The sequence below is a fragment of the Bacteroidota bacterium genome, assembly GCA_008933805.1.
Lineage (GTDB): Bacteria > Bacteroidota > Bacteroidia > UBA8524 > UBA8524 > SB11.
Window position 1 is genome coordinate 91,106 of sequence record WBUH01000008.1, and the last position, 17,031, is coordinate 108,136.

A 17,031-nucleotide genomic window follows, 5' to 3' on the forward strand; every position below is an offset into this window, starting at 1 on the left:
ATTTCACAATGCATTACAAATCAATAATTTAAAATTGTAAAAAACAAGTCATTTATTTTAACCCTCAATAATATCAAGCAACTAATTGAAATTAAATATCAAAAAATATAACATAATTATGATTAATCCAAATAAACGTTAGTACAAAAAACTGACACGTATGTACTAAATAATAACACACATTTGAATCTAATAAAAATATCAAGCTACTGTTAGGCAACTTAGTAGCGCAAAGCAATGCATTGCCTTTGCGGCGGTAGCCGAAAAGCCTAAACAGAGTAGGCACTAACAATTAATAGCATGAAAAAATTATCATTTGTTGTATTATTACTTATTGCATGCGTGGTTCTAAAGGCACAAAATTTCAGAGTGGCCGAAAAACGCATTGAACAATTCTCTACTGACGATAACCTTATTAACACAGTTGACATGGATCTGCAAAGCGGGCTTGCCCAAATAGGGTATATCAGACCAGCGGCAGGTTCACTTAGCAACACTCCAACAAACAGCAACACTGCCACCAGGATGCACTTTACTCATTTGTCTGATTATGTGCCCAACACCATTATCAACAAGTTGATAATGCCATCAACTGAAAACCCTTACTTTTTAGATGACAACAAAAAATACTTTCCCAAAGAAATCAAGAAAATAAGCGGGGGGTATATTGTTTGCGGCTATTTTGAAGGTTGCCCTTCAAAAGGTTCTTTTCTAATGAAGCTGGACAACAGCGGTACGCCAACCCAATACAAAGAATATGTAAACACCGTAAACGGTGATTATACGGTACTTAACTCTGTTGCTGTAATTACCGACGGGTTTGTTGCGTGCGGATATAAATGGGACAATACCAATAGTCGTAAAAAGGCAATTATAATGACTGCCAATGCGTCTCTTACGATTGTAAATGCCCGTGAAATTAATGAAGGTACAATCACTGTTCCCCAATTAGGAACAACAAGGTACCCCAACAGTTACTACAACAAAATTGAAGCTGACCTTAACGGTGAGTTGTTTTTGATTGGTGCTTGCGGTGTGGTAACAACCCCAACCACTGCAGTACCCGATGGAGTTGCTTATTATACCGGCGACATATTATTTGCCCGTTGTACCACAGTTATCAGCGCATCTTACTTTCAAGTAACTGCTGTTAATTTGTTTAGCAACTATACTGACGTGGTTGAACTGGGTGTTGCGTTGAAAAAAGACAGCGGAGCCATTTTTACCAACACTGACTATGTGTTATTGATTGACAGGATTGACGACCAATTTAACGGCTCACAATTCACATCACGTACCTCTAATGTTGTAATTGAAGGAATGTTCAATGTTCACACCAACAACTATTCAAATTGGCTTTCAACTCCAATTGAATCAAGGTTTGATTATCAATACACTAATTGGGAGCGTGGTGTAGATTTAACCATTGAAAACGACAGTGATTTGTTTATGCTTTGTAGCTATGATGGTGTTTCACGCCCTATTGAAAGTCAAGTTTTCCAAAGCGGTACAGGAAGAGCAACTACAAACCAAGGCGACGATTACACTCCTGCTGCCGGTGGCATTTACCTTGTTCCTCGCGACCTTGAAACCGATGCTACCGGTCGTAAAATTTTGGCACACGGCAGCACATCTCCATACGTTGAAAAAATAAACCCTTTGTATTACGATTCATTACCCGGTATGCCTCATTGCCAAGGAAATTATCATCCTGTTTACGCCTACGATTACTCACTTAATAAAGGTTCATCTAAAACGTTTTTGAACCCAACTTACAATACTTGTGAAATAGCAATGACCGCTTACAACATTGATATCAATGTTTTCAACCCTTGCATGCAATTGAAAACACAGCCGAATGAAGAAGGTAATGTTCCGAACGAACAAGGAAACAAAAACCAATTAGCCGATGTAAAAGTGTACCCCAACCCTGCCGGAAATAAAGTAACCCTTGAGTTTACCGATGCATTGGCAACAACATCAACACTTGAAGTAATTGGTGTTAACGGACAGGTTGTTGCTACTATGCTTACCACTGAAGCCAATGGCAACCTGATTAATGTTGACATTAGCAACCTTGCTGATGGCGTTTACTTTTGCAGGGTAACTGCTGAAAACGGAACTCAATTACAAACCCGTTTCCAAAAAGTAACTGCTACTAAATAATCTCTGTTTTATATAACTAAGGTGTGCCATGCGGCACACCTTTTTAATTATTCAGCAGTGCTAAAAAATCGTCTTTTTTGCGGCTTGATACATAAACGGTATCCCCATTATCCATCACTACTTCACCCCCACGACCCTTCACATATTTAACCACCCTAGCCATATTAATAATATAGGATTTATGCACTCTAAAAAAACCTTCGGCACCAAGTTGCTCTTCATACTCTGAAATAGGTTTTGAAGAGGTTATGCGTTTGCCGCTTGTTAATACCGCGTGAGTATAATTTCCATCCCCCTCCAAATAAATCACATCTTCATATTTTAAAATGTGCATCTCCTTATAATCACTAATAACCAGCTTGTTACTCCGCACGCTTGTTGACGGTTTTTGAACCGCCGCAGTGGGGGCGACAACTTCAATACCAGCATTGCGTTGCACCTTTTGCATAGCCTCTTTAAACTCAAGCGGACTTATTGGCTTTAAAATGTAGTCAACCGCTGAAAGCTTGATGGCCGGTATGGCAAAATGTTCAAACGCAGTAATAAATACTACCTGAAAATCAACTTCGCCAATTGATTTAAAAATATCAAATGCGCTACGTCCGTAAAGCTGAATATCCATTATTACCAACCCCGGTTTGGTTTGGTTTATTAGTTCCACAGCTTCATCCACGTGTCCTGTTTCGCCAACCAAATCAATAAATGGCGCAGTATCGCTAATCAACGATTTTATAAACTCCCTGCTTTGGAGTTCATCTTCAACTAATAGTGTTTTTATCATGTTGTGGTATTAAAACGCTTACAAAAGCACCTTTACCTGTCAATCCGTAATCCTCTTTGTTTCCGGCAACAATATCATATTTTTTGCCATACAATTTTGATAAGGTATCTAGTCTTTCCTGTACCAATGTTAATCCTAATGAGGCTTTAGGACTATCATTTTGGTAATCGGCCGCAAATCCTCTGCCGTTGTCTGTTACTTCACACACCAGCTCTTTGTTTCTTTCAAAAAAATGAACTTCAACATGTAAAGGGTCTCCCCCCGCTTGTGTCCCATGCTTAAGAGCGTTCTCAACCAACGGCTGTAGCAGCATAGAAGGTATTTTGTACCCCTCACTACCTTTATCAACTATTACATTGTAGGTAAAACGTCCCTCAAAACGTAATGCCTCCATTTCGATATATAAATTTAAAAACTGTTGTTCTTGCAAAACACTAATCAATTCTTGCCGTGAGTTTTGTAAAATCAACCGCATCAATTTTGCAAACTTCACGAGGTACTCATTGGCTTGCAGCTTGTTTTCAGTATAAATAAAGGCCTGTATTGAGTTAAGTGCATTAAAAATAAAATGCGGATTCATTTGAGCCCGGAGCGCATCGATTTCTGACTTCAGTTTAGCCTGTTTCAGTCGTTGCCTCACCACCCAGCCGTATATCAAATACACGCTTAAGCCCACTACAACAAGCGCAACAACCGATTTAAACCACCACGTAAGCCAAAACGGGGGACTGATAACTATCCGCAAGCGGTACAACTCGCTATTACTTTCGTTAGCTTGCCCAACAAGATAGGCTTTAAACACATAGCTGCCGGGCTCTAAATTAGTATAGGTGATACTATTGCCCGTACTGCTGATGTTCCAATCGGCATCTTCACCTTCAAGTTTGTACACCAGTTGCCTGTTATGTCCAAACAGATGGGTTGCCGCCCACTCCAAAAGCAATTGCCCTTTGTTGTAATCAACCGTTATTTCACTACCGCTCTCCAAATAATCAGCCACCTGCACACCCGCATACTTAAACGATGGAACAAACAACGAATGTTTGGGCACATTTTGTTTGGCAGGTGCGGCATCAACCACCGTAAAACCATCTTCACCGCAAACAGCAATTTGGGCATCGTTCAAACGGGTAATACCTGTATAGGAAAGAAAATTAGTATTAAGTCCGTCAAAAGCTGAATAATTGGCACTCTTCCCTTGTTTCACATCGTATTTAATAAGTCCCTTATCATTCACAAACCAAAAGTCGCCCGCAGCATCTTTTAAAAGGCTGTATAAGAAATTATTAATACTATCCACATTAGTCAATTCACCTGTTTTAGGCAAAAACTTCCATAATCCCCTGCCCTGTGTAGGTAGCAGCCATAAACTATCGCTTATAAAAAAATCCCATACGGGTATTGATTTTAATTGCTCACTAAACACGGGGGTAAACCGCTCCGTTGCAGTATCAAACTCAAACATCCCTGCTGAGGTACCTACATATATTTTGTTTTTATACGTCTGCGTTTGCCATATACGATTGTGATTATCGGTAGGTATTGAGCTTCCGTTAGGAAAATAACTTTTTGTTGCTCCTGTTTCGGAATTAAATTTTATTAGCCCCGCCCTATTGGTACCCATCCAAAAATCATTACCATTGCCTTGCACAATACCCCAAACACTGGTTGACGGATATTTTGACGACCAAGTTTTCCCGTTATATAAAAATAATCCTCCGTTTGTGGCGGCCCATAACCGATTGTTTTTATCATAATAAAAACGGTTTAATGTATTTACCGACATGAATGTAGGATTGCCCAATACCCATTGCTTATTTTTTTGCCAACGTCCATCGTTTTTTTTGGTGTACACAAATATTCCCTGCGCAAACGTTCCCACCAGCAATGTATCAGGCCCCAAGGGAGCTACACAACGCAATTTAGGCCGTAAATCATCAGTATAGGCTGTAAATGCCTTGCTGCTTATACTGGTTCGTAAAAAACCTTTATTGGTAGCTATATACACTACATTACCTTTTGTTATGAGGTAATTATTTGCATCGTATTTTGAAGTATTTACCCCTTCAATTATCGGTTCTTCAAGTTTACCGCTTTCTTTATCTACAAAAAGCAGCATACGACCGGTGGTAGCCATTACTACTAATGGCATATCGCTGCGAACTGCCGAAAATCTGAAAAATTCTTTTTTGCCTTGATTATCTAATTTATCAAGCTCGTACAATTGATTTATGTGCAGGTAATTATTACTAAAGTGTGCTTTGTACAACGTTTGTTGTGTAAATACAAACAGGTTTTTGCCATCATGTACCGCACTAATTATACCTGATGTAATACCTTGTTTGTTCTCAAAATTCATTGTGAGGGAAGGTTTATCTACACAAAAGACAGTATTGTGGTTGTACAACCATAGCCTTTGCCGCTCATCAATAAACACGTTTTCAACCGCACCTGTTTTTTTTGTAGGCCATACAGTAACCGAGGTATCAGACATATCGACAAAAAACAGCTCGTTTTGAAGTGTTACCCCCCAAATATTACCGCCTTTGTCAAAAGTGATATTTTTTGGTTTAGGAAAATCGTTGTCAAATCCGGGTTTTCTCAGCTCGCCAAACCCCCTCTCTCCGAACGGCAGCACTAAAAGTCCGTGCGTACTTGCAATGCCCCAAATATTACCCTTATTATCACCGGTAACCACCCCCATATCCAGCTCCCCTTCTCTATCATCCGGTGTGTACTCATAATACTTAACCGAAAAACCATCGTAACGCACCAAGCCGCTCATAGTGCCTGCCCAAATAAAACCACGGCTATCCTCAAACAATACCCGCAGGTTATTGCCTACCCGCGTAGGCGAAACCTCGATATGCTCAGGTGCTAATACCGATTGCCCTAACAAGGAAAGGCGAAACACCAGCATAAGTAACAATAGCGGAAGCTCTTTTTTTCCGTTTAAAAACACAGTTTTGCAATAGGTTGTTAAGTACTCGGTGGTAAGTTACCAAAAATGTGAAATGCGCGCTTATAAACTTTACACACAAGGCAAGGGTTGCGGAGTTTATCCATATAAACCGCTATTGCCAGTTTAAACGAGCTCAGTTATTGATATAGCTACCATAAGAGAATCATAACAATCATCACTGAATCTAACTGTAGTATAGCCGTTGTAAAATCTCATGGGCAACATCCTTTTTATAATGTTGACTATCTGTAAAATTTAAATGACTTTGTTATGAGGGTGTTAGTAAAGAAAGTGGCCTCACCGGGAATCGAACCTGGATCTTGAGTTCCGGAGACTCACGTACTATCCATTGTACTATGAGGCCATGTGTAATAGAGGTGCAAAGATAATTTAAATAGCATGCCCTATCAATCTAATACCTGCAAACCCGCTGCTTATTTTTATATTTGAATAGATATGCAACGTAAACCTTTACTGTACACCTTACCCATAATTGCTGCTTGCTTCACAATTATCGGCATTGGATATATGTTTAATACCCAACCCGACGCTGATGCCCTATCAACAGGCGGCGATGAAATGAGTTACAACCTAAGTTCCCGCAAGCGTTGGGAATTTAACCGACTTAAAGACCCGAATACAGGCAAAATTCCGGATGGTATCCGCGTAAAGGAACTGGCCTTTGCTGCCTCCTTGCCCAAAGCCGACGTATTTAAAAAGAGCGGTGATATTTGGAGCAACATGGGTGTGTGGAACGTAGGCGGCAGAACACGCGCTATAGCCGTGGATGCCACCAACGAAAACATATTGATTGCCGGTGGGGCAACAGGCGGTTTGTGGCGCAGCGAAGACGGAGGCAAAAGCTGGACAAAAACAACCACCAACACCCAAATAAATGCCATTACCGCGGTAACGCAAGATACCCGCGCAGGTAAAACGAATATTTGGTATGCTTCAACGGGTGAACTAAGCGGCAGTAGTGCATCAAAAGGTGGTGCTTACTATTCAGGCAGGGGAATACTAAAATCAACCGATGGTGGTAAAAGCTGGCAACCATTAACCAGCACTGTAGTTAATACACCCCAGTTTGATAGCGATTTCGACGGCTCATGGAACATAATCACCAACCACACCAGCAAAGACAGTGATGTTGTGTTTGTGGCCTTGTATGGCGGCATACACCGCAGTGTAAACGGCGGTAACACATGGCAACGCCGCCGCGGTGGCACATCAGGCGGCAACCCGTCATATTATACAGACGTAGCCATAACTAAAAGCGGGGTACTATATGCTACCCTTAGTAGCGAAGGCCCGCAAAGAGGTATTTGGCGCAGTGTTGACAATGGCACTACGTGGACCAGCATCACTCCGGCCGCAATCGGTTCAACATACGGACGTATGGTGATTGGCTTGGTTCCGGGACACGAAAACCAATTTTATATTCTAGCTCATAACACTGTGAACTTGGGTAAAAAGACTACCAATTTCAGAGGGGATGAAGAGTGGAACAGTTTGCTTAAATACACCTACGTTTCAGGCGATGGAAGCGGTACAGGCGGAATTTGGGAAGACCGTTCGGCTGCAATACCTGATTTCCCAGGCGATTTTGAGAAGTTTAATGCGCAAGGCGGATATGATTTGCTGGTGAGCGTTCACCCTAAAGACACCAATATTGTGATTATAGGCGGCTCGGGGCTTTTCCGCTCTACGGATGCTTTTAAAAGCACCTCGCAAATCACTAAAATAGGCGGGTATGCACAGGGCACAAAACGTCCTGATTTTAAGATTTATGAAAATCATCACCCCGACCAACACAATTTTATCTTCCTCAACTCAAACCCCGATAAAGCAATTTCTACCCACGACGGGGGTATATCTATTACCGACAACATAAAAGCGGGTACCGTTAAATGGCAATCGCTTAACAATGGTTATGTAACCACACAGTTTTATACCATTGCTATTAATGAAGCTGTAGCAGGAGACCACACCATTATTGGCGGCCTGCAAGATAACGGCACGTTGTTTACCAACAAAAACGACCAACGCAATCCGTGGAATGAAATCTTTAGCTACGATGGTGCTTTTTGCCATGTTGCTGGTAACGGACAGGATTATTATGTATCAAAACAAGAAGCCGGTTTGTTCCGCATTCGCTTGGATGCTAACAACAACCGTGTGCAAAGTGCACGTTTAGACCCTCCTAATCTTACCGATTACCGATTTATTAACCCTTGGTGTGTTGACCCTAATGATGATAAGCGTTTGTTTTTATTGAACGATACTGCCATTTGGCGCAGCAACGATGTAACTCAGTTCCCACTTACCAGTTATTTAGATTCATCAAGAAGCATGGGCAACTGGCAGGAAATGATTAACTGCCGCACCCGCTTTGAGATAACAGCCATCAGTATGTCAGTCCAGCCCGCTGGAAAACTCTTTTACGGCACCGAAAACGGGCTATTGTTTAGGGTAGATAATGCCACCACAGGTGACCCTATGCCTGTTGACATTAAGGGCTCGAACTTTCCTTCGGGTAACATCAACAACATTTGCATACACCCCGAAGATGCCGATAAAATTATTGTGGTGTTTACCAACTATGGTATCCCCAGTGTGTTTTACACCGAAAACGGCGGCTTAAACTGGCGTGATATTTCAGGCAACCTTGAGCAAAACGTGAACGGGACGGGCAACGGACCTTCGTGCCGTTGGGCTGAATTTGTTAAAACCAATACAGGGTTCGGCGTTTTAATGGCTACCAGTGTTGGCCTTTACAGTATTCCTGAAATTACGGCAAGCACTCCGGTGTGGGTACAACAAAGCCCCGACTTGATTGGTAATGCCATTTGCGAGATGATTAAAATACGCCGCAGCGATAATAGAGTGGTTGTTGCAACCCACGGTGCCGGGGTTTTTGCGGCCAACATAACCCAAAACTATCACCTAACGGGCATTAACAATGGCACTGTACCCTTGCAGGTATCGTTATACCCCAATCCCGCTACTGATTACATTACCGTTTCTGTAGACGACATTGCTGGCAATAACGCCATATACAAGATATACGACTTAAGCGGAAAACAACTAATACAAAGCCCCGCTAGCGGAGCAACCACCCAACTTGGTGTTGGCTATCTTACTGCCGGTACTTATTTGTTGAGAATTGAAAACGGCAGCAAAAGCGGCTCAACATTTTTCATCAAGAAATAGAGGATTTTTTACCCGATAGTACAAAAAATAAACAGCCTGTCTCCCGACAGGCTGTTTGTGCTATTTAGGAATATTACTGAAGAATTTACTCTTCCGTCAACAAAGCTAATTTTTTCAATCTTTTAGGGCTATCTGCGCTTTAAACAAAAGCTTGTTGATAACCCGTTTGGATGAAACAAATGTACGACACTTTTCTAAAAATGCAACATTTTTCTAAAAAAAAATCCCAGTTTTTTAAAACATATTTATGATAATCGGGTAAAGAAACTTTCCCCATCAGGCCACTTCACTAAGCAACGCCGTGATTTTTTCATACAACAAATGCTGGTCGATGGGTTTAGTCATAAAATCATTAACCCCCAAGCTCCTAACTTTATGTTTTGCTTCGTCTGTTGTATCGGCAGTAACTGCTATAATAGGTATCCTGCTGTTCTCTTCCCCCACCTCTCCGTTCCGTATCCTTTCAGAGGCTTCGTAACCATCCATCACAGGCATTTGCAAGTCCATCAATACAATATCATAACGTTTTGCCACCAACTCTTCTAAAGCAATGCTGCCATCAAACGCAAACTCAATCTCCGTATTCTCCCACCTCGAAAGAATAGTCTTCATGATAAAGCGATTCACATCGTTATCTTCCACTATTAAAATCCTCGCTCCCATCAAATCAAAAGTATCTTTAGGATACTTTGCCTTCTCTGCTTTAGGTTCAACAAAAACAACCTCGTAAGGCAAAGTAACAGTGCAACAAGTCCCTTTATTCACCTCGCTTTCAATAATCACAGTACCGCCATGAAGGTCGACCAATTTTTTGACGATAGACAAACCGAGTCCCAAACCGCCAAATTTGCGTTTGTTATCTATACTCTCTTGGATAAAACTATTAAACACTGTGTCCATCTTATCTTTGGGAATCCCAACACCCGTATCGCTTACCTTTATTACCAACTCGGCAGTGTTATTCCCTGTACTTTTTTGAAACACCTCAAATCGTATCTCACCTAAATTGGTAAACTTAATGGCATTACTCAGCAAGCTGTTTATAATCTGACCCAGCCTAGCCGCATCACCTCTAAAGTGTTTCGGTAAATCCGTAGCGGGTTTGTAAGTAAATACCAAACCCTTGTGCATGGCTTGCATTGCTACACTATTCTGGGTTTGCAACAACACTTGCGCGGGCTCAAACACCTCGTCGGTCAAACTCAATTCCCCTTTTTCAATCCTTGAGAAATCAAGAATATCACTCACCGAATTCAACAAACTCACCGATGCGTTTTTAATGACTTCAAAATTGCCTTTAATCTTTGCATCCTGCACCTCTTTGAGCATCACATCCGTAACACCCATGATTGCATTCAATGGTGTACGCAACTCGTGGCTCATGTTCGACATGAAATAGGTTTTCAAATCGTTCATCTCCTCTGAGCGTTTCAATGCCAACGCTTGTATTGTTTCTTTTTCTGTACGCAACAACCTGATGCGGTTTGCCATAGAGAGGGATAAAAAAACAATTTCTAAGCCCGTGCCAATTTTAGTGCTGTTTTCAGTAATAAAGGTGCCGGGTAATGCTCCAAAATTTTTGAGTATGAAAATGATGAACCCCATTACCAAACAAAATATACCAATGGCAAAGAAAATATCAACTTTTTGCTTAGCCAGCCAAAGTGTAGTTACGCTTATTAAAACAAGCACAAGAATAGAAAAACCTACTAAATTGGCACACGGGTAGCTGTATTGCAACGCGGTATTGCCCAAGAAAGGCATTATTATCAACGCCCCACTTAGTAAATACAAAATGTTATAGGCTTTTGTAAGCTTTACATACTGCTGCTTAATGACTAAGAAACTAAATGCGTATCTGCCTAAAAAGTATGACGATAACCCGGCGGTGATAATAATAGAGCGCGAATAAAACCAACCGCTTTGGGGCATAACGTATTGAAAGAACAACCCATCTATAGAAAACTGCAAAAGCCCGATAAACAACACATACAAACCATAATACAAAAAGCTGTTGTCGCGCAAACCGATATAAAAAAACAGGTACGTAATGGCCGCTAACAATAGCACCCCGTAAAACAAACCAAAAAACAATTGGTAGCTGTCATTATCAGCAATAAAAGCATCGGGGGTATATAAACGCAAAGGCAGGTCAAGCACTTCGCCGTCACTTTTACAATGGATAAACAGATTTTGCGTTTGCCCGGGTTTAAGAGTTAATTTAAATATGGTTTTGCGGTGAGGAAATGTACGATTATCAAAAGGGATTGCATCACCTGAATGCTGTACAACAGTATCTCCGGTGGATGATACCACATACAAATCAACAATATCAGTAATAGGCCGGGCGGTTTCAAGATAGTAGATTGCCTCGTCCGTGGTCGAATTTTTTATTGCGGTTTTAATCCAAAAATGATGATTTGTGAAACTTGCCTCCTTCGACCATCCGCTAAGCGGAACGAAATCGAGGGATTTTTTGCCGCTAACAACATCAAAAAAATTGAGTTCTTTATCGTACGCATCAGCTACCGATGCCGAAGTCTCCAATGAAATAATTCCGTTACCGGGTGCTGTGCCTACCTCTACAGGTTGAGCTACGCCCAACACTACACAAAGTAGTACTAAAGAAAGTAAAGTAAGTCTCATCCGTATAAGTTAGTTTAATAACCATTAACATACGAATAGGACAAAAGATTGGTTTTGAGGCGTAAAAGCCGACAACTATTTTGCGTAAATCTCGCGCAAGCCCACCATACGGCCAACTTCGGGGTCCCAAACTTTTAGCTTAAGACACTGAATAATATCTTTAGGCCACAGCGAGGTTACCTTGGCATACTCCTGAAATTCCGGCATTTCATTATACACCTGTGGTAGTTTATAAAACGGTATGCGGGGATTAGTATGGTGGATATGATGGTATCCGATATTCCCAGTAAACCAATTCATTATTGGGCTAAGTTTCATGAAACTTGACGAATTGAGTGCAGCATCGATATACGACCAATTGCGGGCATCTTGAAAAGTAGCAGTAGGAAAATTATGCTGAGCATAAAACAGGTAAGAGCCCATTGCTCCGGCAATCAAACTGGGCAATAAAAAGCCTAAGACAGCACTTTCCCAACCAAATAAAAAGTACACACCGAAGAAAATACCATAGTGGTATAACAAGGCAGGAATGGCATCCCAGTGTTTATCAGGGCTACGCATAAGCGTACGCACGCACATACCGTATGCAAAGGTGAAAATATACCCCGTAAGCAAGGTTAACGGGTGGCGGATAAACAAGTATATCAATTGGTCTTTCTTAGATGCTTCTAAGAACTTTTGTTTGGTTACAATAGGAAATGAACCAATGCTGGATGAGTAAAGTTTTGAATTGTGTTGGTGATGATAATCGTGCGACCTGCGCCAAACGCTAACGGGTGCCAACATATGGAAGCCAAAAAATGTAAACATTACTTTGGCGATAAATGAATCGTGCAGAATGGTATTGTGCAGGTAATCGTGATAGATAATAAAAGCTCTGGCAAGTATTAGTCCCGATAATGTGCCAAAAAACAACTGTATGGCCCAATGTGAGGGATAAATGCCTGCTACATACGAAGCAGTTAACAATGAAAAAGTTGATACTGTGTGGACCCAGCTTTGTTTTCGGTCTTCTTTAGCGTATTTTTTGGTGGCCAGTATTAGGTCGTTACCAATCTTCATTCTATAAATTTGTTGCAAATATATTGTAAATCAGTTAGTTCTTTTGTGTTTCCAGCGACGGTGCGTCCACAGCCATATCTCAGGATTTTCAATAATATCCTTTTCTAAGCGTTTTGTGTGCAATTCCGAAATTTCATTTTCACTGGTAAGCTCCGGTTTCTCAACCAGCAGTTCACACTCCATGGTATATTTTCCGCGTTTAGGCCGCTTAATCGAAAGATAAATTACCGGGTACTTAAACTTTTGGGCAATCTTTTCAGTACCGGGAAACACAGGTGTATCTTGGTTCAAAAAAGTGGTCCAATAAGCACCGCTGGGTTGTGGAGTTTGATCGGCAATAAAAGCCGTAGCCGTCAACTCTCCCCTGTCTCTTACCATTCCCCTCAGCACTTCGCTCATGGCATACAGACGGTTGCCCAACCTAGTACGCATATGAACGATAAGATTGTTAAAATTCTTATTACTCAACGGATGGTAAATAACATACAAACGATGGTAGGGAAGCAATGAAAACCTTGCTCCGCCAAGCTCCCAGTTTCCTAAGTGCCCCATTACAATAATTACACTCTGCTTTTGGTTGCTGTACTTTTCAAACAACGAAGGGTCGTCAAAAGATATGTGTTTGCGCAACGCCTTCTCGCCAATGGTAAGTGTTTTAAGTGTTTCAACTATCAAATCGCAGAAAAACGCATAAAACTTATACATAATGGCCTTTAACTCCGCCTCACTTTTCTCAGGAAATGAGTTTTTGAGATTCTGGTACACTACCTTCTTTCGGTAGCCCGTAACCCTGTACACCACAAAAAATAAGAAATCTGAAATACCGTATAATGCCCAAAAAGGCAATAGCGAAAGCAGGTATAACACCGGAAGAAAAATGTAATATACTACGGCACCCATTGCACAAAAAAAATATTATTCAACAACTTTGCAAAATACTATTGCCCCTGGCACAAAACTACTCTTATATTTAACAACTTACGTAAGCCCATGAATATACGTCATAAATCACTGTTTATAAGCCTTTCAGCTCTTTTGTTGGCCGCCTGTGCAGCTCCCAGAACCATTAACCAATCAGGTAAAGTTACTCCAAAAGGAAACGTAGTTGCCGGTATGTCGTACACGGCCAATATACCCACACGTACAATTGGATTAATGGCCGACGTACTTGAGCAAAATGTAAAAGACCTTGCCAACAAAGACAGTATAACGCTTGATGAGAACTTTTACCGCATAAATAAAGCCGCTACGGCCTTTGCTGTTGACCCTTTTGGCAGTGGTTACGATTTTTACTTGCGCGCCGGTATAGCTAACCGCTTTGAGTTGGGTTACAAAAGGGCAGGAAAAGCAAACGCATTTACAGGACAGTATCAGTTTTTAGGACCTACCGGACAGATTGGCGAAAAACAAGAAGACAGGGTATATGGGAGCATTGCTTTGCAGTACTCGTGGCAAAACTATGAACTACCCAGTTTTTTTAGTGAATTGCAAAGCCGTTTGGGCTATAAGTTTAAACGCAGCGACATACTGCTTCCTGTAATCTTTAGCGTATCGTTTGGTAACGAAGAGGAGTACGGCAGTCTTTCCTTTGGGGCAGCTATGGCCTATAGCCGCATTGTGTACACCACTTTGCCCGACAAGATTTTTGACGATAACAACAAACCCGTATTTGGCACCAGAAATACCGAAAGTTTTTTATCATTTGGCGGATTTGCAAATGCTAAAATAGGATACAAGTATGTGTACGTAGTTCCGGCAATGTCTATCTTTTACCAAAACTACGGTACCTACAAATTATTAAATGACGAGGCCTTTTCATTCAAAGGGTTCACCATTGTTCCTTCCCTATCGCTGCAACTAAGGCTTAGCAAAGCCGACCTTAAATCAAAATAAGGGAAGCTTACTTCCTGCCAAACAGCTTAGGAAACAAGAAACCGGTGGCCTTTTTATACTCTGCGTAACCGCTCCCCATTTTACGTTTTAGCACCTCTTCCTCTACTGGAATCCTTACTACACATAATGCCGTAAACGGAACCAAAGCGCAAACACCTATCAGCCAGTTACCGGCCACAAGCGTGCACCCAAGCATAACCGTGTACACTGATGTGTATATGGGATGCCGCATATAACCATACACCGTTTCTTTAGCTAAATGAGGATTATGACCGATTTCAGGCCCGCTCCACCAATTATCATCAAAATTGTCTTTAGAGATAAAAAACAACGCCAAACCCAACTGGTAAATAAACAGCCCCACAAAGCGCACCACCGTTGATATACTCACATTTGCCCAATCTAACAGGTCGGAAGAAACATACAGTGCTTGCGGAACGGTAAAACCCAAAAGTGTGAGTATCAGCAGCACAAAAGCTGACCGCCGTAAAGGTGTATTCAATTCAATACCGTCTTCCTGTCTTTTGTATTTTCTAAGGTACTTGCTAATAATCACTAAATACAAAAGCAATAGCACCCCCGACAGGCCCTTGTAAAACCATTCCATAAAGTAAATTTTTACGTAAAAACTGAAAGGGAACGACTACACTTTCGGACTACCGAAAGAATGGATGATAAAATGACGGCTTATAAAATATGGCGGCAGACTACCCCTGAACACAGGGGTATAAACAGGAATTTTATTCATACATACTAAAAATTAAACAATCCGCAGGCAAGTACGCATTTTAGCTGTTTACAATTGGTCTACGAAAAAAAATGACATTTGACTGACAATTAGAAATGACGGCACTTACAGCGTTTGATAAAGGCGATTGAAGAAAAAATGACAAAATATGACACTAATTTTACAGAACTTGCCTACAATTATAAGATTTATTCTTACTAATTGTAAACAATCCAAAGGTGCAACTCATACTTGCACCTTTTTTATTTTCAACAGCTTACACACAACCAAACTTCGCTATAGTCACTGCTGACCCGATAAGTAACCAAAAATTAATTTGGAATTAATCTAAATAAACATAAGTTTGCGACCACAAAAAAATTACTTAAAACCACAATTCTTTAAATATCAACGCAATGAATAAAAAAACAGGGTTACTAAGCGTATTAGCTGCTTGCCTACTTTTGGCAACTTCTTGTAAAAAAGACGATGATTCAAACGATACAAAAGCATCACTATCCATTCCTTCAAGCTATGTATCCGCTGATTACGCTGCAAACGTAACCACTGAAACAGCTCTTAAAACCCAACTTAGTGGTTTAAGCACTTACATGAAAACTGCTGAAAGCGGAACAACTGCATTAGACCTTGCGACTCTTAAAGATAAATTCAGTACAGGCGCTACAGGGTTAAAAAATGTAACCGGAGCTTATTACATCACCCGTATCGAAAACGATTGGTTCCCAGTGATGGTTGCTGCAAGCGCCAACACTTATGACCCTGCAAACGGAGCAACTGCTACTAATGGAGGTTCATTTGGAAACCGTTTGGTTGATAAAGGAGCAAAAGAGAACTTACAAGAAATTGAAAAAGGTTTGTATGCTGCAGCCTTGTATAATCACCTTGTAACTGTGAGCGAAGGCACACTAAACCAAGCTGCCGTTGATAAAATGATTAGCGTAGTAGGTGCAAGCCCTGCTTTCCCAAACACTAATACTGCTGCAAACACAAACAGCCCCGATGCATTATTGGCATTGTACATGGCTCGTCGTGATAAAAACGACGGAGCAGGCTTTTATGGTCAAATGAAAGCTAACTTTTTGAAGTTGCAAGCTGCCGTAAAAGCGGGAGCAGATTATAATACTGAGAAAAACGAAGCGATTGCCGCTATTAAACTAAACATTGAAAAAGGCTTGATGGCTACCGCCGTTAACTACGGATATGCTGCAATTACAAAGTTCTCAACTACCAACCCTCCTGTAACAACCCTTTCAGGCGGTTTGCACGATTTGGGTGAAGCTATCGGCTTTATACACGGGTTTAAGGCAGTTGCCCAACAACACCGCAAAATTACCGACGCACAGATTGACGAGATACTTGCACTGCTAAACGCTCCTGTTAATGCAGATGCTACCGTATATAAATTTATTACCGAAGGTGCTTCTGAACTGCAAAGGATTACACAAGCCCTGGCCAAAATTAAAGCGGTATATGGCTTTACCGATGCAGAGATGAACGACTTTAAACAAAACTGGATTTCAGTTCAAGGTCGTTAATAGTATTTTTGCACTTTATTAGTCC

The 17,031-nt window shown here is 41.1% G+C and carries 10 protein-coding genes and 1 tRNA gene; 4 read left to right on the top strand and 7 right to left on the bottom strand.

The annotated features are described in order from the left end of the window. Nucleotides 1-300 precede the first annotated feature (300 nt). Complete coding sequence (locus F9K23_09450; protein ID KAB2915948.1) at nucleotides 301-2,166, top strand: T9SS type A sorting domain-containing protein; 1,866 nt, start codon at nucleotides 301-303, stop codon at nucleotides 2,164-2,166. Nucleotides 2,167-2,209: 43 nt separating this feature from the next. On the opposite strand, the gene F9K23_09455 is transcribed toward F9K23_09450, so the two are convergent. The 3 genes from F9K23_09455 to F9K23_09465 all read right to left on the bottom strand — a co-directional run bounded on the left by F9K23_09455 (nucleotide 2,210) and on the right by F9K23_09465 (nucleotide 6,273). After that, on the bottom strand, nucleotides 2,210-2,947 hold the full coding sequence (locus F9K23_09455; GenBank protein ID KAB2915949.1) for a response regulator transcription factor: 738 nt from the start codon (nucleotides 2,945-2,947) through the stop codon (nucleotides 2,210-2,212). After that, nucleotides 2,925-5,909, bottom strand: coding sequence for a hypothetical protein (locus F9K23_09460; protein KAB2915950.1), 2,985 nt, complete (start codon nucleotides 5,907-5,909; stop codon nucleotides 2,925-2,927). The genes F9K23_09455 and F9K23_09460 overlap by 23 nt, the downstream gene beginning before the upstream one ends. Before the next feature lie 292 nt (nucleotides 5,910-6,201). Next, nucleotides 6,202-6,273, bottom strand: a tRNA-Arg gene (locus tag F9K23_09465). 92 nt (nucleotides 6,274-6,365) lie between these two features. Between F9K23_09465 and F9K23_09470 the strand changes: the two genes are divergently transcribed. Beyond that, nucleotides 6,366-9,122, top strand: coding sequence for a T9SS type A sorting domain-containing protein (locus F9K23_09470; protein KAB2915951.1), 2,757 nt, complete (start codon nucleotides 6,366-6,368; stop codon nucleotides 9,120-9,122). Between the two features lie 276 nt (nucleotides 9,123-9,398). On the opposite strand, the gene F9K23_09475 is transcribed toward F9K23_09470, so the two are convergent. From F9K23_09475 to F9K23_09485, 3 genes are all read right to left on the bottom strand, one after another. Next, nucleotides 9,399-11,768: a response regulator gene (locus tag F9K23_09475; GenBank protein KAB2915952.1), complete on the bottom strand. Its 2,370-nt coding sequence runs from the start codon at nucleotides 11,766-11,768 to the stop codon at nucleotides 9,399-9,401. Between the two features lie 75 nt (nucleotides 11,769-11,843). After that, the gene (locus F9K23_09480; protein KAB2915953.1) at nucleotides 11,844-12,830 is read right to left on the bottom strand and encodes a fatty acid desaturase; all 987 of its coding nucleotides are present in this window, start codon (nucleotides 12,828-12,830) and stop codon (nucleotides 11,844-11,846) included. Nucleotides 12,831-12,860: 30 nt separating this feature from the next. Continuing rightward, nucleotides 12,861-13,730: a lysophospholipid acyltransferase family protein gene (locus F9K23_09485; protein KAB2915954.1), complete on the bottom strand. Its 870-nt coding sequence runs from the start codon at nucleotides 13,728-13,730 to the stop codon at nucleotides 12,861-12,863. Nucleotides 13,731-13,820: 90 nt separating this feature from the next. Here F9K23_09485 and F9K23_09490 point away from each other — a divergent pair, with 90 nt between their 5' ends. Continuing rightward, entirely contained in the window at nucleotides 13,821-14,723 is a 903-nt protein-coding gene (locus F9K23_09490; GenBank protein ID KAB2915955.1) for a hypothetical protein, read from the top strand. Nucleotides 14,724-14,730: 7 nt separating this feature from the next. Here F9K23_09490 and F9K23_09495 read toward each other — a convergent pair whose 3' ends face one another. Beyond that, nucleotides 14,731-15,330 (bottom strand): isoprenylcysteine carboxylmethyltransferase family protein, encoded by a 600-nt coding sequence (locus tag F9K23_09495; protein ID KAB2915956.1) that lies wholly within the window; start codon nucleotides 15,328-15,330, stop codon nucleotides 14,731-14,733. Nucleotides 15,331-15,866: 536 nt separating this feature from the next. On the opposite strand from F9K23_09495, the gene F9K23_09500 reads away from it, so the two are divergent. Then, nucleotides 15,867-17,006: a hypothetical protein gene (locus F9K23_09500; protein KAB2915957.1), complete on the top strand. Its 1,140-nt coding sequence runs from the start codon at nucleotides 15,867-15,869 to the stop codon at nucleotides 17,004-17,006. Nucleotides 17,007-17,031: the final 25 nt, after the last annotated feature.

Bases quoted from the DNA above. Each gene is read 5' to 3' on its own strand.
- F9K23_09450 (KAB2915948.1), top strand. From the start codon at position 301: ATGAAAAAATTATCATTTGTTGTATTATTACTTATTGCATGCGTGGTT.
- F9K23_09455 (KAB2915949.1), bottom strand. From the start codon at position 2,947: ATGATAAAAACACTATTAGTTGAAGATGAACTCCAAAGCAGGGAGTTT.
- F9K23_09470 (KAB2915951.1), top strand. From the start codon at position 6,366: ATGCAACGTAAACCTTTACTGTACACCTTACCCATAATTGCTGCTTGC.
- F9K23_09475 (KAB2915952.1), bottom strand. From the start codon at position 11,768: ATGAGACTTACTTTACTTTCTTTAGTACTACTTTGTGTAGTGTTGGGC.
- F9K23_09480 (KAB2915953.1), bottom strand. From the start codon at position 12,830: ATGAAGATTGGTAACGACCTAATACTGGCCACCAAAAAATACGCTAAA.
- F9K23_09485 (KAB2915954.1), bottom strand. From the start codon at position 13,730: ATGGGTGCCGTAGTATATTACATTTTTCTTCCGGTGTTATACCTGCTT.
- F9K23_09490 (KAB2915955.1), top strand. From the start codon at position 13,821: ATGAATATACGTCATAAATCACTGTTTATAAGCCTTTCAGCTCTTTTG.
- F9K23_09495 (KAB2915956.1), bottom strand. From the start codon at position 15,330: ATGGAATGGTTTTACAAGGGCCTGTCGGGGGTGCTATTGCTTTTGTAT.
- F9K23_09500 (KAB2915957.1), top strand. From the start codon at position 15,867: ATGAATAAAAAAACAGGGTTACTAAGCGTATTAGCTGCTTGCCTACTT.